Below are 16,925 nucleotides of genomic sequence, written 5' to 3' on the forward strand. Positions count from 1 at the left end.
TAGTAGGATGTTAAGTTATTGGGAGAAACAAAGTCTGCTTCAGTACGACTATATCATTGCCGGCAGCGGTATCGTGGGACTTTCCGCCGCCATCAGCCTGCGGGAGCGGGAGCCGGACGCCCGTGTGCTGGTGCTGGAACGGGAGGTACTGCCTACCGGTGCCAGTACTAAAAACGCCGGCTTCGCCTGTATCGGCAGCCTGACCGAAATACTGGCCGACTTGCAGACGATGCCGTCTGAAACAGTGCTGGACCTCGTGTCTATGCGGCGGACAGGATTGCAGTTGCTCCGCCGCCGCCTTGGCGACGAACGGATCGGCTACCGGGAAAACGGCAGCTACGAACTGATCGGCGCCCGCGAAGAGTGGGCCCTGCACCAGCTGGACGAGATCAACCGCTTGCTGGCCGGCGTACTGGATGATGCGCCTGCCTTTTCCCTCGTCAGCGATAAAATAGCCTCATTCGGTTTTGCGCCGGCCCATGTGAAAGCCATGGTGCGCAACCACTACGAAGGGGAGCTACATACCGGGCAAATGATGCGGGCGCTCATCGACAAAGCCATAGCCTCAGGGGTGGAAATAAAAACGGGATGCCCTGTTACCCGCATGGAAGACCTCCGCTCCGGGGTCAATGTGGTGGTCGCCCATCAGCTGCTGAAGGAGGAAGTGGTCTTCCGGGCGCGGAAGCTGCTGGTTTGCACCAATGCCTTCACCCGCCAGTTGCTGCCCGAGCTGGAGGTAACCCCCGGAAGGGGACAGGTGCTCATCACTGAACCATTGCCCGGACTGCCTTTTAAAGGGGTGTTCCACCTCGAAGAAGGATATTTTTATTTCCGGGAGCTGGATGGCCGCATACTGCTCGGCGGCGGCCGGCAGCTGGACTTCTCCGGAGAAACCTCTACAGAGTTTCGCTACAACGACCGTATCCAGCACGAACTGGAAGAAATGCTGCGCCACCTGATCATCCCGGGCCGGCCTTTCGCCATCGCTGACCGGTGGACCGGCATCATGGCTTTTGGGAGTACCAAACAACCTATCGTCCGGGCTTATTCGGAAAATATTATTCTGGGTGTGCGTATGGGCGGCATGGGCGTGGCCATCGGGTCGTTGATAGGAGATAAAATCGCTGCCATGGCGGCTGAAGCTATCTAACCCGCACGCCTCTCCGTTTTTTTGTTAAAGTGTTTTGATAGCAATTTTAAATGTATAGATTTGATCTCTTGGGGAAACCGCAGTCGATCTGCGGTTTTTAGTTTTAGCTTTTTATGGTGCATAAGCGTATTTAATACATTTATTTCACTATATTGATCCGCCAAATTTATTATACAAACCACGTTTGAACATTTATGCAACCAAACTTACTTCACTACGTCGATTACCTGGTATTCCTGGTATATTTTGTAATAGTGGCCGGCTACGGGTATTATATCTATCAGAAGAAAAAGAAAGCGACGACAGACTCGAAAGACTTTTTCCTGGCAGAAGGCTCCCTGACATGGTGGGCTATCGGCGCCTCCCTGATTGCCTCCAATATTTCGGCGGAACAGTTTATCGGTATGTCCGGCTCCGGTTTTTCCATGGGCCTGGCCATCTCCACCTATGAATGGATGGCGGCGGCCACGCTGATTGTGGTGGCGGTCTTTTTCCTGCCCATCTACCTGAAAAACAAGATCTACACCATGCCCCAGTTCCTGGAGCGCCGGTACAACCAAACGGTGAGTACTATCATGGCGGTGTTCTGGCTGCTGTTGTATGTGGTGGTAAACCTCACGTCCATCCTCTATCTGGGCGCATTGGCCATCAACAAAATTTCCGGTATCGATTTTTATGTCTGTATGATAGCGCTGTCTTTCTTTGCAGTGCTGATCACACTGGGTGGCATGAAGGTGATCGGTTATACCGATGTGATACAGGTGTTTTTCCTGATCCTCGGCGGCCTGGCTACTACCTATCTGGCGCTGGACCTGGTGGCAAAACATTTCGGCGGCAGCGGCGTAATGCAGGGTTTCAGCCTGTTGCACCAACATGCCGACGATCATTTCCACATGATCTTTAAAAAGACAGATGCCCACTATCTCGACCTGCCGGGATTAAGTATACTCATAGGCGGTATGTGGATTGTGAACCTCAACTACTGGGGATGTAACCAGTACATCACACAACGTGCGCTGGGCGCAGACCTGAAAACAGCCCGCAGCGGTCTGTTGTTTGCCGGTTTCCTGAAGTTGCTCATGCCTATCATTGTGGTGCTGCCGGGTATTGCGGCTTATGTGCTGTACCAGAAGGGCCAGTTCCACACAGAGATGATGCAGGGTGGTTCCCTGAACCCGGACAATGCCTATCCCGTATTGCTCAACCTCTTGCCCAGCGGCCTGAAAGGCCTCGCTTTTGCGGCCCTTACAGCTGCAGTGGTAGCTTCGCTGGCCGGTAAAGCCAACAGTATCTCCACCATTTTTACGTTAGATATTTATAAGAAGATATATCATAAAGATGCTGATGAACAGAAAGTGGTAAAGGTGGGCCGCACCACAGTGATCGTTGCTATGGTACTGGCCATTATCCTGTCTAACTTCCTGGGCATCGATAAAAAAGGCGGTTTCCAGTTTATCCAGGAATATACCGGCTTTGTGTCGCCAGGTGTGTTTGCCATGTTCATCATGGGCTTCTTCTGGAAACGCACCACTTCTAACGCCGCGCTGTTTGCCATGATCGTTGGTCTGCTGATGTCTTTTGTGCTGAAGTTCCTGCCTAACTGGGTAGACCTGCAACCGCTCTACCAGTTTGGATGGGCCGCTCCTAACGCTGCAGGTGTTTATGAAATGGCCTTCATTGATCGTATGGGTGTTGTGTTCGTGATTTGTATAGTAGGTATGATCATCATTTCCCTGGCCGATCCTTCCAGTAAAAACAATCCGAAAGGACTGGAAATCGACAGCAGTATGTTTAAAACAGCGATGCCGTTTACCATCGGCGCTTTGTTTATCATCGGTATCCTCATTGCGCTGTATACCGTTTACTGGTAATCGTTATTCACAACGGGTATGTATTTTATCGGCTACGATATAGGTTCTTCTTCTATCAAAGCGGCGTTACTGGACGCAGACACCGGCCGTTGCCTGGCAACGGCCACCAGTCCGTCCCGCGAGATGCCTATCCTGGTCCCGCATCCCGACTGGGCCGAGCAGGACCCGGAAAGCTGGTGGCAGGAGGTGGTGAACGCCACCGCACTCCTGCGCCGGCAATATACTTTCGATGCGGCCCTGGTGAAAGGAATAGGTATCGCCTACCAGATGCACGGCCTCGTATGTGTGGATAAAAACATGCAGGTGCTGCGCCCCGCTATTATCTGGTGCGACAGCCGCGCGGTGGACATTGGCCGCAAAGCCTTCTCCGCATTGGGCGAATCCTGGTGCCTCTCGCACCTGCTCAATTCCCCCGGTAATTTCACCGCTTCCAAACTGCGATGGATATACGAAAATGAGCCGCATATCTACGAACGGATTCATAAGGTAATGCTGCCCGGCGACTTTATCGCCCTCAAACTCACCGGGGAAGCCACCACCACGGTGTCTGGCCTCTCAGAAGGCACCTGCTGGGATTTCCCGGGCAATACTGTCAGTACCACGCTGCTGGACCACTACCAGATCAGCCCGCAGCTGTTGGCTACGATCGTCCCTACTTTCGGCGTGCAAGGCCAGCTGACGGCCGCCGCTGCTACCGCTTTACAGCTGCTGCCCGGCACACCCGTCACCTACCGCGCCGGCGACCAGCCCAACAACGCTTTTTCACTCAATGTGCTTGAACCTGGCGAAGCAGCCACCACGGCCGGTACTTCCGGCGTGATCTATGCGGTGCATGATCAGCATACGTTTGACCGGGAAAGCCGTGTTAACACCTTTGTGCATGTGAATAATGATACACAGCACACCCGCGATGGCGTGCTGATGTGCCTCAACGGCACCGGTATCGCCAATTCCTGGCTGCGGAACATGATCGGCGACATCAGCTACGCTGACATGAACGAAGCGGCCGCACAGGCGCCGCCGGGCGCCGACGGCCTGCTGGTGTTCCCTTTCGGCAACGGAGCAGAAAGGATACTGGGCAACAAAAGCATCGGCGCTACCGTCAGCCACCTCGACTTCAACCGCCACCAAAGGGCACATATGTTGAGAGCTGTACAGGAAGGCATCGTCTTCGGACTGAACTATGGACTGGACATCATGACAAACATGGGCCTTGACATACACCGCGTACGGGCCGGTCATGCTAACATGTTCCTCAGTCCGCTCTTCCGCGAAGCCTTTGCCAATACGGCCAATGTGGTCATTGAACTATATAATACAGACGGCGCACAGGGAGCGGCCAGAGGGGCCGCAACAGGTGCAGGTTACCTGTCTGTCCATGAAGCCTTCAGGGGAATGGAATGTCTCGCTGTAATAGAACCGGATAGCCGGCAGCAGGAACGTTACGCCGCAGCTTACAGCCACTGGCTGACCAGCCTGCGTTCGTTGCTGGCTAACGGTGAATCATAAACGATATTTTAAAATCCACTATTATGAGCATTACACTTGGAAACCACGAGTACTTCAAAGGCATCGGCCAGATCGCCTATGAAGGACCGGAATCAGACAACCCGCTCGCATACCGGTGGTATGATGAAAGCCGTCTCATCGCCGGTAAAACCATGAAAGAACTGTTCCGCTTTGCCGTATGCTATTGGCATACCTTCTGCGGCACCGGCGGCGATCCTTTCGGTCCGGGTACCAAACATTTCCCCTGGCTGGTGTCCACCGATCCCATGCAAAGCGCTAAAGACAAAATGGACGCGGCTTTTGAATTCATCACCAAACTGGGGCTGCCCTACTACTGCTTTCATGATATAGACCTGGTGGACGAAGGTGCTACCCTCGCGGAATACGAGCGCAGAATGCAGCAGATCGTGGATTATGCCAAACAAAAACAGGATGTCAGCGGCGTAAAACTGCTCTGGGGCACGGCCAACGTGTTCAGTCATCCCCGCTATATGAACGGCGCAGCCACTAATCCGGATTTTGCGGCACTGGCTTATGCCGGTACACAGGTGAAAAACGCGCTCGACGCCACCATCGCCCTCAAAGGAGAAAACTATGTTTTCTGGGGCGGCCGCGAAGGATATATGACCCTGCTCAATACCAATATGAAAAGAGAGCAGGAACACCTCGCCCGCTTCCTCTCCATGGCCCGCGATTATGCCCGTCAACAGGGCTTCAAAGGCACTTTCTTCATTGAACCGAAGCCCTGTGAACCCACCAAACATCAGTACGACTATGACAGCGCGACTGTGATCGGCTTCCTGCGTTATTACGGACTGGACAAGGATTTTAAACTGAACATCGAGGTAAACCACGCCACCCTCGCCGGACATACCTTCCAGCATGAGTTACAGGTGGCTGTAGACGCAGGCATGCTGGGCAGCATCGATGCCAACCGCGGCGACTATCAGAACGGTTGGGACACCGATCAGTTCCCCACCCAGCTGAACGAGCTGGTGGAAAGCATGCTGATCATCCTCGAAGCGGGCGGCTTTGCCGGCGGCGGCGTTAACTTCGACGCTAAAACCCGCCGTAATTCCACCGACCTGGAAGATATCTTCCACGCACACATCGGCGGTATCGATGCTTTCGCCAGAGCAGCCATCATCGCTGAAAAAGTACTCACTAAAACAGCCTATAAAAAATTCCGGACAGACCGCTACGCCTCCTTCGATACGGGCAACGGAAAAGCCTTCGAAGAAGGTAAGCTCACCCTGGAAGATCTGCGCAACATCGCCACCTCCAACGGAGAGCCGGCCCAGATCAGCGGAAAGCAGGAATGGCTGGAAAATATAATTAACGGATGTATTTAATTATAAGTCTTCACAAAGAAAAACAAAGGGTATTTCTTTGCTCTCTTTGTGGAACGCCCTTGTGCGAACAAAACAATGAACAATGACAATCAACACTTTTCATGAGGCAGGATTTGATATCATTGCCCTTACTGACGAACAAAGCGGCACACAGGTAGAGATCGTGCCCGCGCATGGCGCGTTGCTGCACGCTTTCAAGGTGCGCCGCCAGGGTGAACTGATCAACCTGATTGACAGCTACAGCAGCCTCGAAGACCTTCGGGAAAACCTGCATGTCAGCTTTAAAAGCGTAAAACTGAGCCCTTTCGCCTGCCGTATGAAAGATGCGGCTTACGAATGGCAGGGCAGCAGCTATAGCATCGAAAAAACAATAGCGCCCGGAAACGCCATCCATGGCCTGTTGTATGATGCAAAGTTTACTGTGGCTGAACAGCAGGCTTCCGCCCGGGAGGCGTCTGTTACCCTTACTTACAATTTTCGCGAAGAAGATACCGGTTATCCTTTCAGCTACGACTGCCAGGCGACTTACACCCTACTGCCAGGCAACGAGCTGCGTGTAACAACTAAAGTTATCAACCGCAGTCAAACGTCCATCCCGGTAATGGACGGCTGGCATCCTTATTTCTCCACCGGTACGCCGGTAGATGAACTGGTGCTCACCTTCGCCTCCAAAGAAATCGTAGAATTTGACGCTAAACTGATCCCGACAGGAAAAGTGCTGCCCTACACTGAATTTGTGAAAGGCAAAAAGCTGGCGGGAGTGGAGCTGGACAATTCTTTCGTGTTGGACTTCTCACAGGCACAACCACTGGCTTCCCTGCTCGATCCGGTGAAAAATATCCAAATAGATTTTTTCCCGGGAGATCATTACCCTGTTTTACAGGTGTACATACCGCCACACCGCAACAGTATTGCAGTGGAAAACCTGAGCGGCGCGCCCAATGCCTTTAACAATGGTATCGGACTGGTAACCCTGGCAGCCGGCGAAGACCGGACATTTGATACCAGAATAAAAATCACTGTGTGATAACAGCTTCACTTCAGGATAGGAGCATCCTCCGGTCACCTGGCCGGAGGATTGTTTTTTAACAACCGCCTCAATTTATTTAAATTGTGGGCCGGAATGGATATGAACAATACACACACAGTATTGGTTGTTCAGGGAGAGGAAGGATAGTCAGGATTAAAAACACAAACAATTTATGAAGGCTCACATGCGTATTCTGTTGCTGGGTTGCATCGCCGGGATGTTGTTCCCTTTTGCCGCAAAAGCACAGGTCATCGTAACCGGACAGATTTCAGACAGCAACAAACTGGTGCTGCCATACGCCACTATTACCAACCTGACCACAGGTAGGCATTCCCTATCTGATCAGGGTGGTTTTTATAAGATAGACGCTACCCGGAACGACAAGATCGTTTTTACGTTCGTAGGTTATCTGCCTGATACCGTGAAGGTGACGCAGACGACCGGTACCCAGACACTTAATGTGAAACTGGTGGTGGCCAGCCGTTTCCTGAAAGGAGTGGAAGTGTCTTCTCAGTATACACCTTACCAGCTGGACTCTATGGAGCGCCGCCGGCAGTATGGTTATTTGCTGGATTTGCCCAATAAGCCGCTGGCTGGAGGAAGTACCCCGCAAGGCGCCGGTATCGTTTTCAGTCCGTTTACCCGATATTCCAAGAGCGAGAAACAAAAAAGGCAGTTCAAGAAGAATTACGAGGAGATGGAAAAAGAGAAATATATTGACTCCCGCTTTACCCCGGTGCTGGTCAGCCAGGTTACCGGACTGAAAGGGGATTCATTGCAGCTCTTCATGCGGGATAACTATCCGGACTACGAAACCATGAGGACCATTGGCCACAACGACCTGCTGTACTGGATTACAGACAAATACAAAGCCTGGATCAAAAAATAAAGACATAGAAAAAGGGTGAAGAACAAGCCGAAGTCTTCACCCTTTTGATTTTATATGCTATAGTGTTCAAACTTAATTGTAGACCTTCACCATATATACAAACTCTTCCAGTTTTTTGATTTGGTCTAATCTGTTTAACCCTTCCAGATGGCTCTTACGGGTTATTTCTTTTTTCATGTTTTTATCTTTCGGCATTTCATCGAGCAACCGTTTCAGGTGAGCCGATTTCACCGCGAAGGCGATGCCGTCGGAAGTGGTTTGTTTGCCGGTAACGATACCTACCACATCGCCCTGGCCGTCTAACAGGGGAGCGCCGCTGTTGCCCGGATTAACCGGGATAGACACCTGATAGGCCGTGGTATCGCCGTTGAAACCGGTTTTAGCGCTGATATAACCTTTACCATAAACGATTTCATCGCGGGGGAAGCCCATGGTGAAAACTTCTTCGCCCAGTTTCGCGTTCTGTGGTTTCAGTGCGTAGGGCAGGGGCTGGCCTTTGAAGGAGGAGTCGGCAATTCTCAATACCGCCAGGTCGCTGGAGATATCTTCAAAAACGCTGACCGCTTTAAAAGCCTCACCTTTATTATTCTGCACATATACCGAATCCGCGCCGGCCACTACATGATAGTTAGTGACGATGTAGCCATTGCCGGACACGGCAAAACCAGTGCCGCCGTAGGTGCCGGGATTAACCGGTGCCTTGCTTTTGTTATTGATATCATTGATGAGTGCATTTTGGGAGCGCTGGATATTGTTCAGTACTCTTCTGACGTCCTCATACTGGGCTGTGGATTTATTTTTGGCAGCGTTCTGCAGTACTGCGATAGTAGACAGGGACGTCACCAGTGCGATACAGGCGGCGGCTGCCAGGTTGGTAATGGTACGGCGGCGGACAGATACCTTTTTGGCGGCCAGGTTTTCTTCCCGGGCTTGTTTACGCAGGGTAGGCATGTCCAGTTGCCGGTGAATGTGGTCCATTTTAGCCTGGAGCGACTGGCGCTGGCCAAAATGTTGCAGCTGCTGCAGAAAAAACTCCTGCTCCTCCACCTGACGGTTGACTTGCGGATTGTTTTTACGCAGTTCCTCGAAAACGGCTTTTTCCTGTCCGCTCATTTCCCCTTCCAGGTAACGTTCAATTTCACGTAATAAATTCATGTCATCTTTCATGGCCGTTGCTGCTTATAAGGATGTATTATACTGATCAAAAAATAACTTCTTCAGGCGCATCAGACACTTATACTTCTGATTTTTGGCATTTTCGGCGTTGGTATAGCCGAATTTCTCTGCTATTTCCTGCATGGACTTTTTCTGTATATAATAATCTTCCAGAATAGTCTTGCAGGGTTCGCCAATGCTGCCCATCGCACTTTCCATAATACGGAACTGTTCGTCTTTGGTGCTGTGTTCATCTACCACCTCTGCGGCCGGAATGGTTTCCTCCATTTCCGGTGGAAGTGCATAAAGCCCGTAAGTGCTTTGTACCTTTTTCAGCCAAATGTGGCGGCAAACCGAATAAAGGAAAGTTTTTAGCCGGCTGGTCAGGTTGAAACTACCTTCGCAGGCTTTTTCATATAGAATGATGATGGCTTCCTGGAAAACATCTTTGGCGTCGTCTTCGCTGCCGTTGTGCTGTAAAATCATACGCAGCACGGCTGGAAAATTCTCTGAGTAGATGGTTTCCAATGACTTATCATCGCTCTTTGCCAATCCCAGCAATAATTCCCTGTCTCTTGTTATGTCTTGATGTTGCTTCACTCTTAATACTATTATTAGGCATTTGGTAACCCAAAGTACCGAAAAAAAAATTTTTTAAAAGTTTGGGTTACCTTTTGGGTTACTCCGGTATAAAGGGTAAATCATTCAAAAAACACCTTAAATTATTTGTACGATGAAGAACGTAATTAAACTTGGTTTCCTGGCTCTGTCTTTCGGTCTGTTCGCTGTAGCTTGCGGCGGTGGTGAAAAACCTGCTACTGACTCTACTGCAACTAACGCTGGCGCTGTAATCGATTCAGCTGCTGCTAAAGTTGATTCTGCTGCTGCTGGTGCTGCTGCTGTTGTTGACTCTGCTGCTGCTAAAGTTGACTCCGTTGCTGCTAAAGTTGACTCTGCTGCTGCTAAACACTAATTAGCAATCTCTGATTAAATTTTATATGACCGCTATGGCTATGGCCATAGCGGTCTTTTTTTGTGCCCCTGATATTTATTGATGAGCTTGCTAATTGTGTTTTTAAAAAGACGACCTTCCCACCGTTTTTATATACGCTACTGTCCCTCTTTTTCTGCAATTTTAGATTTAATTCAATAATAACTGCTTATTATTTAAAAAAATGTATTTTTTATATCAGACGCTTGGATAATTAAAATCGTGCCGTATTTTTGTAACACGTTCAAAAAGAGCATATGACTACACAAGCGACTTTCGGATTTTTTGGCTTCTATTATTTCTGGTACCAGGAATAGGGAGGTCGTTTGTAAGTAAAAACATAAAAGAAACTACAAAAAGGCCTCCCGCGAAAACGGGAGGCTTTTTAATTATCAAAATACTGTATATGTCAAACCGTCACTTTAACACTTATTATTTTTATTACTTCTTTTTTGCGAAGAAGCAGGGGACTCGTTTGCAATAAAATACTTTACATACAGGTAAAATAAAGCAAAGGGTCCCGGAGACGGGGCCCTTCTTATTTCAAATAGCTAGTTGCTACAGCAACTATAAAACAATAAAAAATCAACTCCATACACATGAAAATTGCCATACAAGGGTTTGAAGGTGCTTTCCACCAGATCGCTGCTCAGAGTTTCTTCGGAAAACAGACCGATATTGAAGCCTGTGCCACCTTTTCCGAACTGGTACGTAAGGTAAAGCAGGACCCCGGCGTGGACGCAGGTATCATGGCCATCGAAAACTCCATCGCAGGCAGCATTTTACCGAACTACAGCCTCCTCAAAAACTCCGGCCTGCATGTGACCGGCGAAGTTTACCTGCAGATCAACCAGCATCTGATGGTGCTGCCAGGGCAGCAACTGGAAGATATCCGCGAAGTACATTCGCACCCAATGGCTCTTTTGCAGTGTATCGACTTCCTCGAGAAACACCCGCATATCAAGCTGGTGGAAACAGAGGACACCGCGCTCAGCGCCAAACACGTACGGCAGAAAAAACTGAAAAGCGTGGCGGCGATCGCCGGTAAACTGGCGGCTGAAATCTACGAGCTGGATATCATTGCCCCCAACATCCAGACCAACAAAAACAACTATACCCGTTTCCTGGCGCTGTCCCGTACCGCTGTACCCGTTGCGCCGGACGCCAATAAAGCCTCTGTTTACTTTCATACCAGCCACGATCGGGGCACACTCGCCAAGGTGCTGACCAAAATAGCGGATGCTGGTATCAACTTATCCAAGCTGCAGTCTTTTCCCATCCCTGCAAAAGAATGGAACTATTACTTCCACGCCGACATGGAGTTTGAAAATCCGGCACATTTTGAAAAGGGATTGGAAAAAATAGCGCCGCTCACCGAAAATCTCAAAGTGCTGGGCATCTACAGAAAAGGCAAAACACATTAATCAGATTCAGAAATCAGGTATATGCAAATACAGGTTGCAAAAAGATTACAGGGAACAGAAGAATACTATTTCTCCAAAAAACTAAGGGAAATAGACGAAATGAACCAAAACGGTCCCAAAGTCATTAATCTGGGTATCGGAAGCCCGGACCTGCCCCCGCACCCGTCTGTGGTGGAGGCGCTCCATGAACAGGCGGCCCTGCCCAATACCCACGCATACCAGGGCTACAAAGGTATCCCTGCACTGCGTAAGGCCATGGCCGACTGGTACCAGCGTTTCTATGGAGTGGACCTCCATCCCGACACGGAAGTGCTGCCCCTCATCGGTTCCAAGGAAGGTATCATGCATATCTGCATGACCTACCTGCAGGCCGGCGATGAAGCCCTGATCCCTAACCCGGGTTACCCTACCTACCGCTCTGCGGTAAACCTGAGCGGCGCCACTGTGGTGGACTACGACCTGGTGGCGGAAAACGGCTGGCTCCCCGATCTCGATGCACTGGCAAAAAAAGACCTGAGCCGGGTGAAAATCATGTGGGTCAACTACCCCCATATGCCCACCGGCGCTAAAGTAAACAGGGAATTTGCAGCGAAACTGATAGCTTTCGCCAAACAGCACAACATCCTGATCTGTCACGATAACCCGTACAGCTTCATCCTCAATGAACAGCCGGAAAGCCTGTTACAGTTTGAAGGCGCGCGTGACGTAGTGCTGGAGCTCAACTCCCTCAGCAAGTCTTCCAACATGGCCGGCTGGCGTGTAGGCATGCTGGTGGGCAAAGCGGCATGGATCGCTGATGTGCTCCGCTTTAAAAGCAATATGGACTCCGGTATGTTCCAGCCCCTGCAGATGGCCGCTGTAAAAGCACTGCAACTGGGCCGTGAATGGTACGATGAGCTCAACAAAATATACCGCGGCCGCCGCGAAAAAGTATTCCAGCTGCTGGACCTGCTGCAATGCACCTACGATAAAAACCAGGTAGGCATGTTTGTATGGGCAAGCATTCCGGATACTTACGATAACGGCTACACGCTCAGCGATGAGGTGCTGCAGAAAGCACGGGTGTTTATTACGCCCGGCGGTATTTTCGGAAGTAACGGCAACGGCTATGTCCGGGTAAGCCTCTGTCAGGATGAAAAGGTTTTCCAGGACGCTATTGACCGTATAAAAACTGTGATAAAATGATTGTAACGATAATAGGCACAGGTTTGATCGGCGGCTCGCTGGCTATCACCCTCCGGGAAAAAGGAGTGGCAGATAAGATCATCGGGGTAGACCAGCACGCAGAGCACCTGCAACGGGCCAAAGAACTGAACATCATCGATGACGGCATGCCGCTCAATGAAGCGCTGCAATGCTCCGACCTCGTGATACTGGCCATCCCGGTAGATGCGGTATTACAGGTGCTGCCTGAACTGATGGACAAAGTACGCCCTAACCAGGTCATCATGGACGTGGGTTCTACCAAACAAAAAATACTGCAACTCGTTGCCGGTCATCCCAATCGCGGCCGTTTTGTAGCGGCCCACCCGATGGCCGGCACCGAGTATTCCGGCCCCGATGCCGCTATACGCAACCTCTTCACCCACAAAACAATGGTGCTCTGTGATGTGAAAAACAGTGATGATGACGCCCTCGAAATGGTAGAGGACATGGTCGACAAACTGCAGATGCGCACCGTATATATGAACGGAGAAGAACACGACCTGCATACCGCTTACGTGTCACACATCTCCCACATCACCTCTTTTGCACTGGCACTGACCGTACTCAAAAAAGAGAAAGAGTCGGGCCGCATCTTTGAACTGGCCAGCGGCGGTTTTGAATCTACCGTACGGCTTGCGAAAAGTTCACCGGACATGTGGGTGCCCATCTTCAAACACAACAGGGGCAACGTCCTCGACGTACTGGATGAACACATCCACCAGCTGCAGCAGATGAAATCACTGCTTGAAAATGAAGACTACGACACCTTCTACAAGCTGATCCAGAAATCAAACAAAATCAGGAAAATCCTGAAATAAACATAAATTCTAACAATCTACTTAACTTCAATACTTATGGTACAGACAATGGAAGAAATATTATCCAAAACCAAATTCTCAGATCCTTCATCTGATAAAAAGCCGTTGATCATCTCCGGCCCCTGCAGCGCTGAAACAGAAGAGCAGGTTTTAGCCACCGCGCTGGCATTACAAAAAACCGGTAAAGTGGACGTATTGCGCGCCGGTATCTGGAAACCCCGCACCCGTCCGGGCTCTTTCGAAGGCATCGGTACCAAAGGCCTCGCATGGCTGCAGAAAGCCCGCGAACTGACCGGCCTGCCGCTGGCTGTGGAAGTAGCTACCGCTAAACAGGTGGAAGATGCGCTGCACTTTGGTGTGGATATCCTGTGGGTAGGAGCCCGAACCACAGTGAACCCCTTCTCTGTACAGGAAGTGGCAGATGCACTGAAAGGTGTGGACACCACCGTGCTGATCAAAAACCCCATCAACCCGGACCTCGAACTGTGGATCGGCGCTGTGGAAAGAATCCAGAAAGCAGGCATTAACAAAGTAGGCCTCATCCACCGCGGTTTCTCCAGCTACGGCAATACCCAATACCGCAATGCCCCCATGTGGCACCTCGCTATCGAGCTGAAACGCCGCATGCCTGAACTGCCCATGATCTGCGATCCCAGCCACATCTCCGGCCGCCGCGATATCCTGCAGGAAGTTTCCCAGGAAGCGATCGACCTCGACTACGATGGCCTGATGCTCGAAACACACGTAGATCCCGACAACGCCTGGAGCGATGCCAAACAACAGGTGACTCCTGAAAAACTGGCTGAACTGCTGGACGGTATCGTGTGGAGAAGAGAACACACCGATAAAAAAGATTTCAATACCGCCCTCGAAAAACTGCGCGCGCAGATCAACCAGGTGGACGATGAAATCATGCTGCTGCTCGGCAACCGTATGAAAATCGCTGAGAAAATCGGTATGTACAAGAAAGAAAATAACATCACCATCCTGCAAACCAACCGCTGGAACGAAATCCTGGAGCGCAACATCGCTAAAGGCGAGAAACTGGGCCTCACCAAAGAATTCATCCTGAAATACTTCGATGCGGTGCACCTGGAATCCATCAACCGTCAGAACAGGGTGATGAACGAAGAAAAATAACAGCATCATTTACTGATCGCTAAAATCAATGAATGAAAAAGCTAACCAATAATTTTCAGCAGCAGGCCACTACCTATCTGATGGGAGAAAGCCTGCTGCAGTTGGGAAACCATGTAGACCGTCACCGGTCTGTGATCGTGATCGATGAAAATGTGGAAAGACTGCACGGCCATCACCTGCACGACTGGAAAAAGATAGTGGTGCCTGCCGGCGAAGACGTGAAAAACATGGCCACCGTGGAAAAAGTCATCGACGGACTGATTGCATATGAGGCCGACCGCAAAACCACCCTTATCGGCATTGGTGGCGGTATGATCACCGATGTGGCAGGTTTCGCGGCCAGCATCTACATGAGAGGCATTCCCTTCGGGTTTGTGCCTACAACGCTGCTGGCACAGGTAGATGCCTCCATCGGCGGTAAAAATGGCGTCAGCCATGGGAAACAAAAAAACCTGCTCGGCACTATCCGCCAGCCTGAGTTCATCCTTTTCGACTACGCCCTGCCCCTGACCATGCCTGCAGAAGAATGGCACAACGGCTTCGCAGAGATCATCAAATATGCGTGCATCATGGACGCAGAACTGTTTGACTACCTGGAAGTAAACCGGGAAAAGGCCCTGGCAAGGGATGTGGCAGTGCTGGAATACCTGGTGGAAAAATCAGTGACAGCCAAAACCAAAGTAGTACTGGAAGATGAGTTTGAAAACGGCCCGCGCCGCTGGCTCAATTTCGGTCACACGCTGGGACACGCCGTAGAAAAACTGGAGCATATCGCTCATGGCAAAGCAGTGGCCATCGGTATGGTGGCAGCGGCCCGTTTCTCTGAACAACTGATGGGCTTTCCCAACGAACAAACCCTGCGCCTGATAAAACTGATCACCGATTATCAGTTGCCGGTAGCTTTTAACTCCGACAAAGCAGCGGTGTTTGATATCTTCAAGCTGGACAAAAAACGGGAAAAAGACGCCATCCATTTTGTGCTGCTGGAGAAAATAGGAACGGCCACCACTATGCCTGTTCCTATCACAGACCTGCAACTGCTGCTGCAGGCGTTGTAATTATTTTCTAAACATCTAAAGGCGGACGACACATATATATGCAAGTTACTGTATCACCCGGCATTGTTAAAGGCACCGTTACGGCCAATCCTTCCAAAAGCGCCATGCAACGCGCCGTAGCCGCTGCGCTGTTGGCAAATGGCACGACCATCATCCGTAATCCCGGCCTGAGCAACGATTGCCTGGCAGCACTTGAGGTAGCTGAAAATCTCGGTGCCAGGATCAAAAGGGGAGAAGATCATTTTGAAATCACCAGCCATGGCGTAAAACCATTCTACGATGAAATCAACTGCGGAGAATCCGGCCTCGGTATCCGTATGTTTACGCCTATCGCTGCACTGGCTTCTATTCCGATCACCATCGTTGGGCATGGCAGCCTCACTACCCGCCCCATGCACTTTTTCGAAGAAGTGCTGCCACAGCTGGACGTGAAATGCTCCACCCAGGATGGCAAACTGCCCCTGCATATACAGGGCCCGTTACAGCCGAAAAACATTACCATCGACGGCTCTCTCAGTTCACAGTTCCTCACCGGCCTGCTCATGGCCTACGGCTCAGCAGCAGAAGATGTGACCATCACCGTAAAAGATCTTAAAAGCAAGCCTTATATCGCGTTGACCCTGCAACTGATGGAACACTTCGGGGTAAAGGTGGAAGAACAAAACTTTGAGCAGTTCCGCTTTGGTAAAAAACAGTCCTATAACGCTACCGACTATACGGTAGAAGGTGACTGGAGTGGCGCCGCTTTCCTGCTGGTAGCCGCTGCGGTGGCCGGTAAGGCAGAAGTGCAGCACCTCAATACCGCTTCCGCGCAGTCAGACAAAGCCATCCTGGAAGCGCTGGAAAAAGCAGGCGCCCACATTCTGCCGGGAGTGTTTACCGTGAATATCCAGCAAAACGGGCTGAATGCCTTCGAAATAGATGCAACGGATTGTCCGGACCTGTTCCCACCGCTCGTGGCGCTGGCAGCTAACTGCAACGGCACTACGAAAATTAAAGGCGTAAGCCGCCTCGCCCACAAGGAAAGTGACCGCGGCCTTACTTTACAGGAAGAATTCGGCAAAATGGGCATCCGCATAGACCTCGAAGGGGACATCATGCTGGTGCATGGTGGTACCGGCATCAAAGGTGCGCACGTACATTCCCATAATGACCACCGTATCGCCATGGCCTGCGCCGTAGCGGCCCTTACGGCCGACGGTCCGGTGATCATCGAAAACGCAGAAGCAGTGAATAAGTCGTACCCTGAATTCTACGACCACCTGCAACTGCTGGGAGGTAAAATAGCCGTGGCTGCCAACAGCTAAGGCCCCTTTTTATTCAATTTTAAAT

The 16,925-nt window shown here is 50.7% G+C and carries 15 protein-coding genes; 13 read left to right on the forward strand and 2 right to left on the reverse strand.

The window, feature by feature from the left end:
- Window positions 1–7: 7 nt before the first annotated feature.
- The 6 genes from HGH92_RS17365 to HGH92_RS17390 all read left to right on the forward strand — a co-directional run bounded on the left by HGH92_RS17365 (window position 8) and on the right by HGH92_RS17390 (window position 7,801).
- Window positions 8–1,150, forward strand: coding sequence for an NAD(P)/FAD-dependent oxidoreductase (locus tag HGH92_RS17365; RefSeq protein ID WP_168872033.1), 1,143 nt, complete (start codon window positions 8–10; stop codon window positions 1,148–1,150).
- 194 nt (window positions 1,151–1,344) lie between these two features.
- The gene (locus HGH92_RS17370; RefSeq protein WP_168872034.1) at window positions 1,345–3,021 is read left to right on the forward strand and encodes a sodium/sugar symporter; all 1,677 of its coding nucleotides are present in this window, start codon (window positions 1,345–1,347) and stop codon (window positions 3,019–3,021) included.
- An 18-nt stretch (window positions 3,022–3,039) separates the two neighbouring features.
- Complete coding sequence (locus HGH92_RS17375) at window positions 3,040–4,530, forward strand: xylulokinase (RefSeq protein ID WP_168872035.1); 1,491 nt, start codon at window positions 3,040–3,042, stop codon at window positions 4,528–4,530.
- A 23-nt stretch (window positions 4,531–4,553) separates the two neighbouring features.
- Entirely contained in the window at window positions 4,554–5,882 is a 1,329-nt protein-coding gene (gene xylA / locus HGH92_RS17380; protein WP_211092666.1) for a xylose isomerase, read from the forward strand.
- Between the two features lie 82 nt (window positions 5,883–5,964).
- Complete coding sequence (locus tag HGH92_RS17385) at window positions 5,965–6,909, forward strand: aldose 1-epimerase (RefSeq protein ID WP_168872036.1); 945 nt, start codon at window positions 5,965–5,967, stop codon at window positions 6,907–6,909.
- A gap of 175 nt (window positions 6,910–7,084) precedes the next feature.
- Entirely contained in the window at window positions 7,085–7,801 is a 717-nt protein-coding gene (locus tag HGH92_RS17390) for a carboxypeptidase-like regulatory domain-containing protein (RefSeq protein WP_168872037.1), read from the forward strand.
- 72 nt (window positions 7,802–7,873) lie between these two features.
- Here HGH92_RS17390 and HGH92_RS17395 read toward each other — a convergent pair whose 3' ends face one another.
- Window positions 7,874–8,956, reverse strand: a complete 1,083-nt coding sequence (locus HGH92_RS17395; RefSeq protein ID WP_168872038.1) for a S1C family serine protease — start codon at window positions 8,954–8,956, stop codon at window positions 7,874–7,876.
- A 24-nt stretch (window positions 8,957–8,980) separates the two neighbouring features.
- Window positions 8,981–9,556, reverse strand: coding sequence for an RNA polymerase sigma factor (locus HGH92_RS17400; RefSeq protein WP_168872039.1), 576 nt, complete (start codon window positions 9,554–9,556; stop codon window positions 8,981–8,983).
- A 133-nt stretch (window positions 9,557–9,689) separates the two neighbouring features.
- On the opposite strand from HGH92_RS17400, the gene HGH92_RS17405 reads away from it, so the two are divergent.
- The 7 genes from HGH92_RS17405 (at window position 9,690) to aroA (ending at window position 16,900) form a co-directional block, all read left to right on the forward strand.
- Complete coding sequence (locus HGH92_RS17405; RefSeq protein ID WP_168872040.1) at window positions 9,690–9,929, forward strand: hypothetical protein; 240 nt, start codon at window positions 9,690–9,692, stop codon at window positions 9,927–9,929.
- A gap of 617 nt (window positions 9,930–10,546) precedes the next feature.
- On the forward strand, window positions 10,547–11,371 hold the full coding sequence (locus tag HGH92_RS17410; RefSeq protein ID WP_168872041.1) for a prephenate dehydratase: 825 nt from the start codon (window positions 10,547–10,549) through the stop codon (window positions 11,369–11,371).
- A 21-nt stretch (window positions 11,372–11,392) separates the two neighbouring features.
- Complete coding sequence (locus HGH92_RS17415; protein WP_168872042.1) at window positions 11,393–12,556, forward strand: pyridoxal phosphate-dependent aminotransferase; 1,164 nt, start codon at window positions 11,393–11,395, stop codon at window positions 12,554–12,556.
- Window positions 12,553–13,395, forward strand: coding sequence for a prephenate dehydrogenase (locus HGH92_RS17420; protein ID WP_168872043.1), 843 nt, complete (start codon window positions 12,553–12,555; stop codon window positions 13,393–13,395). Before HGH92_RS17415 ends, HGH92_RS17420 begins: the two co-directional genes overlap by 4 nt.
- 36 nt (window positions 13,396–13,431) lie before the next feature.
- Window positions 13,432–14,535, forward strand: coding sequence for a chorismate mutase (locus HGH92_RS17425; RefSeq protein ID WP_240976009.1), 1,104 nt, complete (start codon window positions 13,432–13,434; stop codon window positions 14,533–14,535).
- A gap of 32 nt (window positions 14,536–14,567) precedes the next feature.
- Window positions 14,568–15,593, forward strand: coding sequence for a 3-dehydroquinate synthase (gene aroB, locus HGH92_RS17430; protein ID WP_168872044.1), 1,026 nt, complete (start codon window positions 14,568–14,570; stop codon window positions 15,591–15,593).
- 38 nt (window positions 15,594–15,631) lie between these two features.
- Window positions 15,632–16,900, forward strand: a complete 1,269-nt coding sequence (gene aroA / locus HGH92_RS17435; RefSeq protein WP_168872045.1) for a 3-phosphoshikimate 1-carboxyvinyltransferase — start codon at window positions 15,632–15,634, stop codon at window positions 16,898–16,900.
- Window positions 16,901–16,925: the final 25 nt, after the last annotated feature.

Source organism: Chitinophaga varians (assembly GCF_012641275.1).
GTDB lineage: Bacteria > Bacteroidota > Bacteroidia > Chitinophagales > Chitinophagaceae > Chitinophaga > Chitinophaga varians_A.

What these genes read in the sequence shown, in the direction of transcription:
- HGH92_RS17395 (WP_168872038.1), bottom strand. Translation starts at nt 8,956, where the DNA reads ATGAATTTATTACGTGAAATTGAACGTTACCTGGAAGGGGAAATGAGC.
- HGH92_RS17375 (WP_168872035.1), top strand. Translation starts at nt 3,040, where the DNA reads ATGTATTTTATCGGCTACGATATAGGTTCTTCTTCTATCAAAGCGGCG.
- HGH92_RS17410 (WP_168872041.1), top strand. Translation starts at nt 10,547, where the DNA reads ATGAAAATTGCCATACAAGGGTTTGAAGGTGCTTTCCACCAGATCGCT.
- HGH92_RS17365 (WP_168872033.1), top strand. Translation starts at nt 8, where the DNA reads ATGTTAAGTTATTGGGAGAAACAAAGTCTGCTTCAGTACGACTATATC.
- HGH92_RS17390 (WP_168872037.1), top strand. Translation starts at nt 7,085, where the DNA reads ATGAAGGCTCACATGCGTATTCTGTTGCTGGGTTGCATCGCCGGGATG.
- aroA (WP_168872045.1), top strand. Translation starts at nt 15,632, where the DNA reads ATGCAAGTTACTGTATCACCCGGCATTGTTAAAGGCACCGTTACGGCC.
- HGH92_RS17415 (WP_168872042.1), top strand. Translation starts at nt 11,393, where the DNA reads ATGCAAATACAGGTTGCAAAAAGATTACAGGGAACAGAAGAATACTAT.
- HGH92_RS17370 (WP_168872034.1), top strand. Translation starts at nt 1,345, where the DNA reads ATGCAACCAAACTTACTTCACTACGTCGATTACCTGGTATTCCTGGTA.
- HGH92_RS17425 (WP_240976009.1), top strand. Translation starts at nt 13,432, where the DNA reads ATGGTACAGACAATGGAAGAAATATTATCCAAAACCAAATTCTCAGAT.
- aroB (WP_168872044.1), top strand. Translation starts at nt 14,568, where the DNA reads ATGAAAAAGCTAACCAATAATTTTCAGCAGCAGGCCACTACCTATCTG.
- HGH92_RS17405 (WP_168872040.1), top strand. Translation starts at nt 9,690, where the DNA reads ATGAAGAACGTAATTAAACTTGGTTTCCTGGCTCTGTCTTTCGGTCTG.
- HGH92_RS17420 (WP_168872043.1), top strand. Translation starts at nt 12,553, where the DNA reads ATGATTGTAACGATAATAGGCACAGGTTTGATCGGCGGCTCGCTGGCT.
- HGH92_RS17385 (WP_168872036.1), top strand. Translation starts at nt 5,965, where the DNA reads ATGACAATCAACACTTTTCATGAGGCAGGATTTGATATCATTGCCCTT.
- xylA (WP_211092666.1), top strand. Translation starts at nt 4,554, where the DNA reads ATGAGCATTACACTTGGAAACCACGAGTACTTCAAAGGCATCGGCCAG.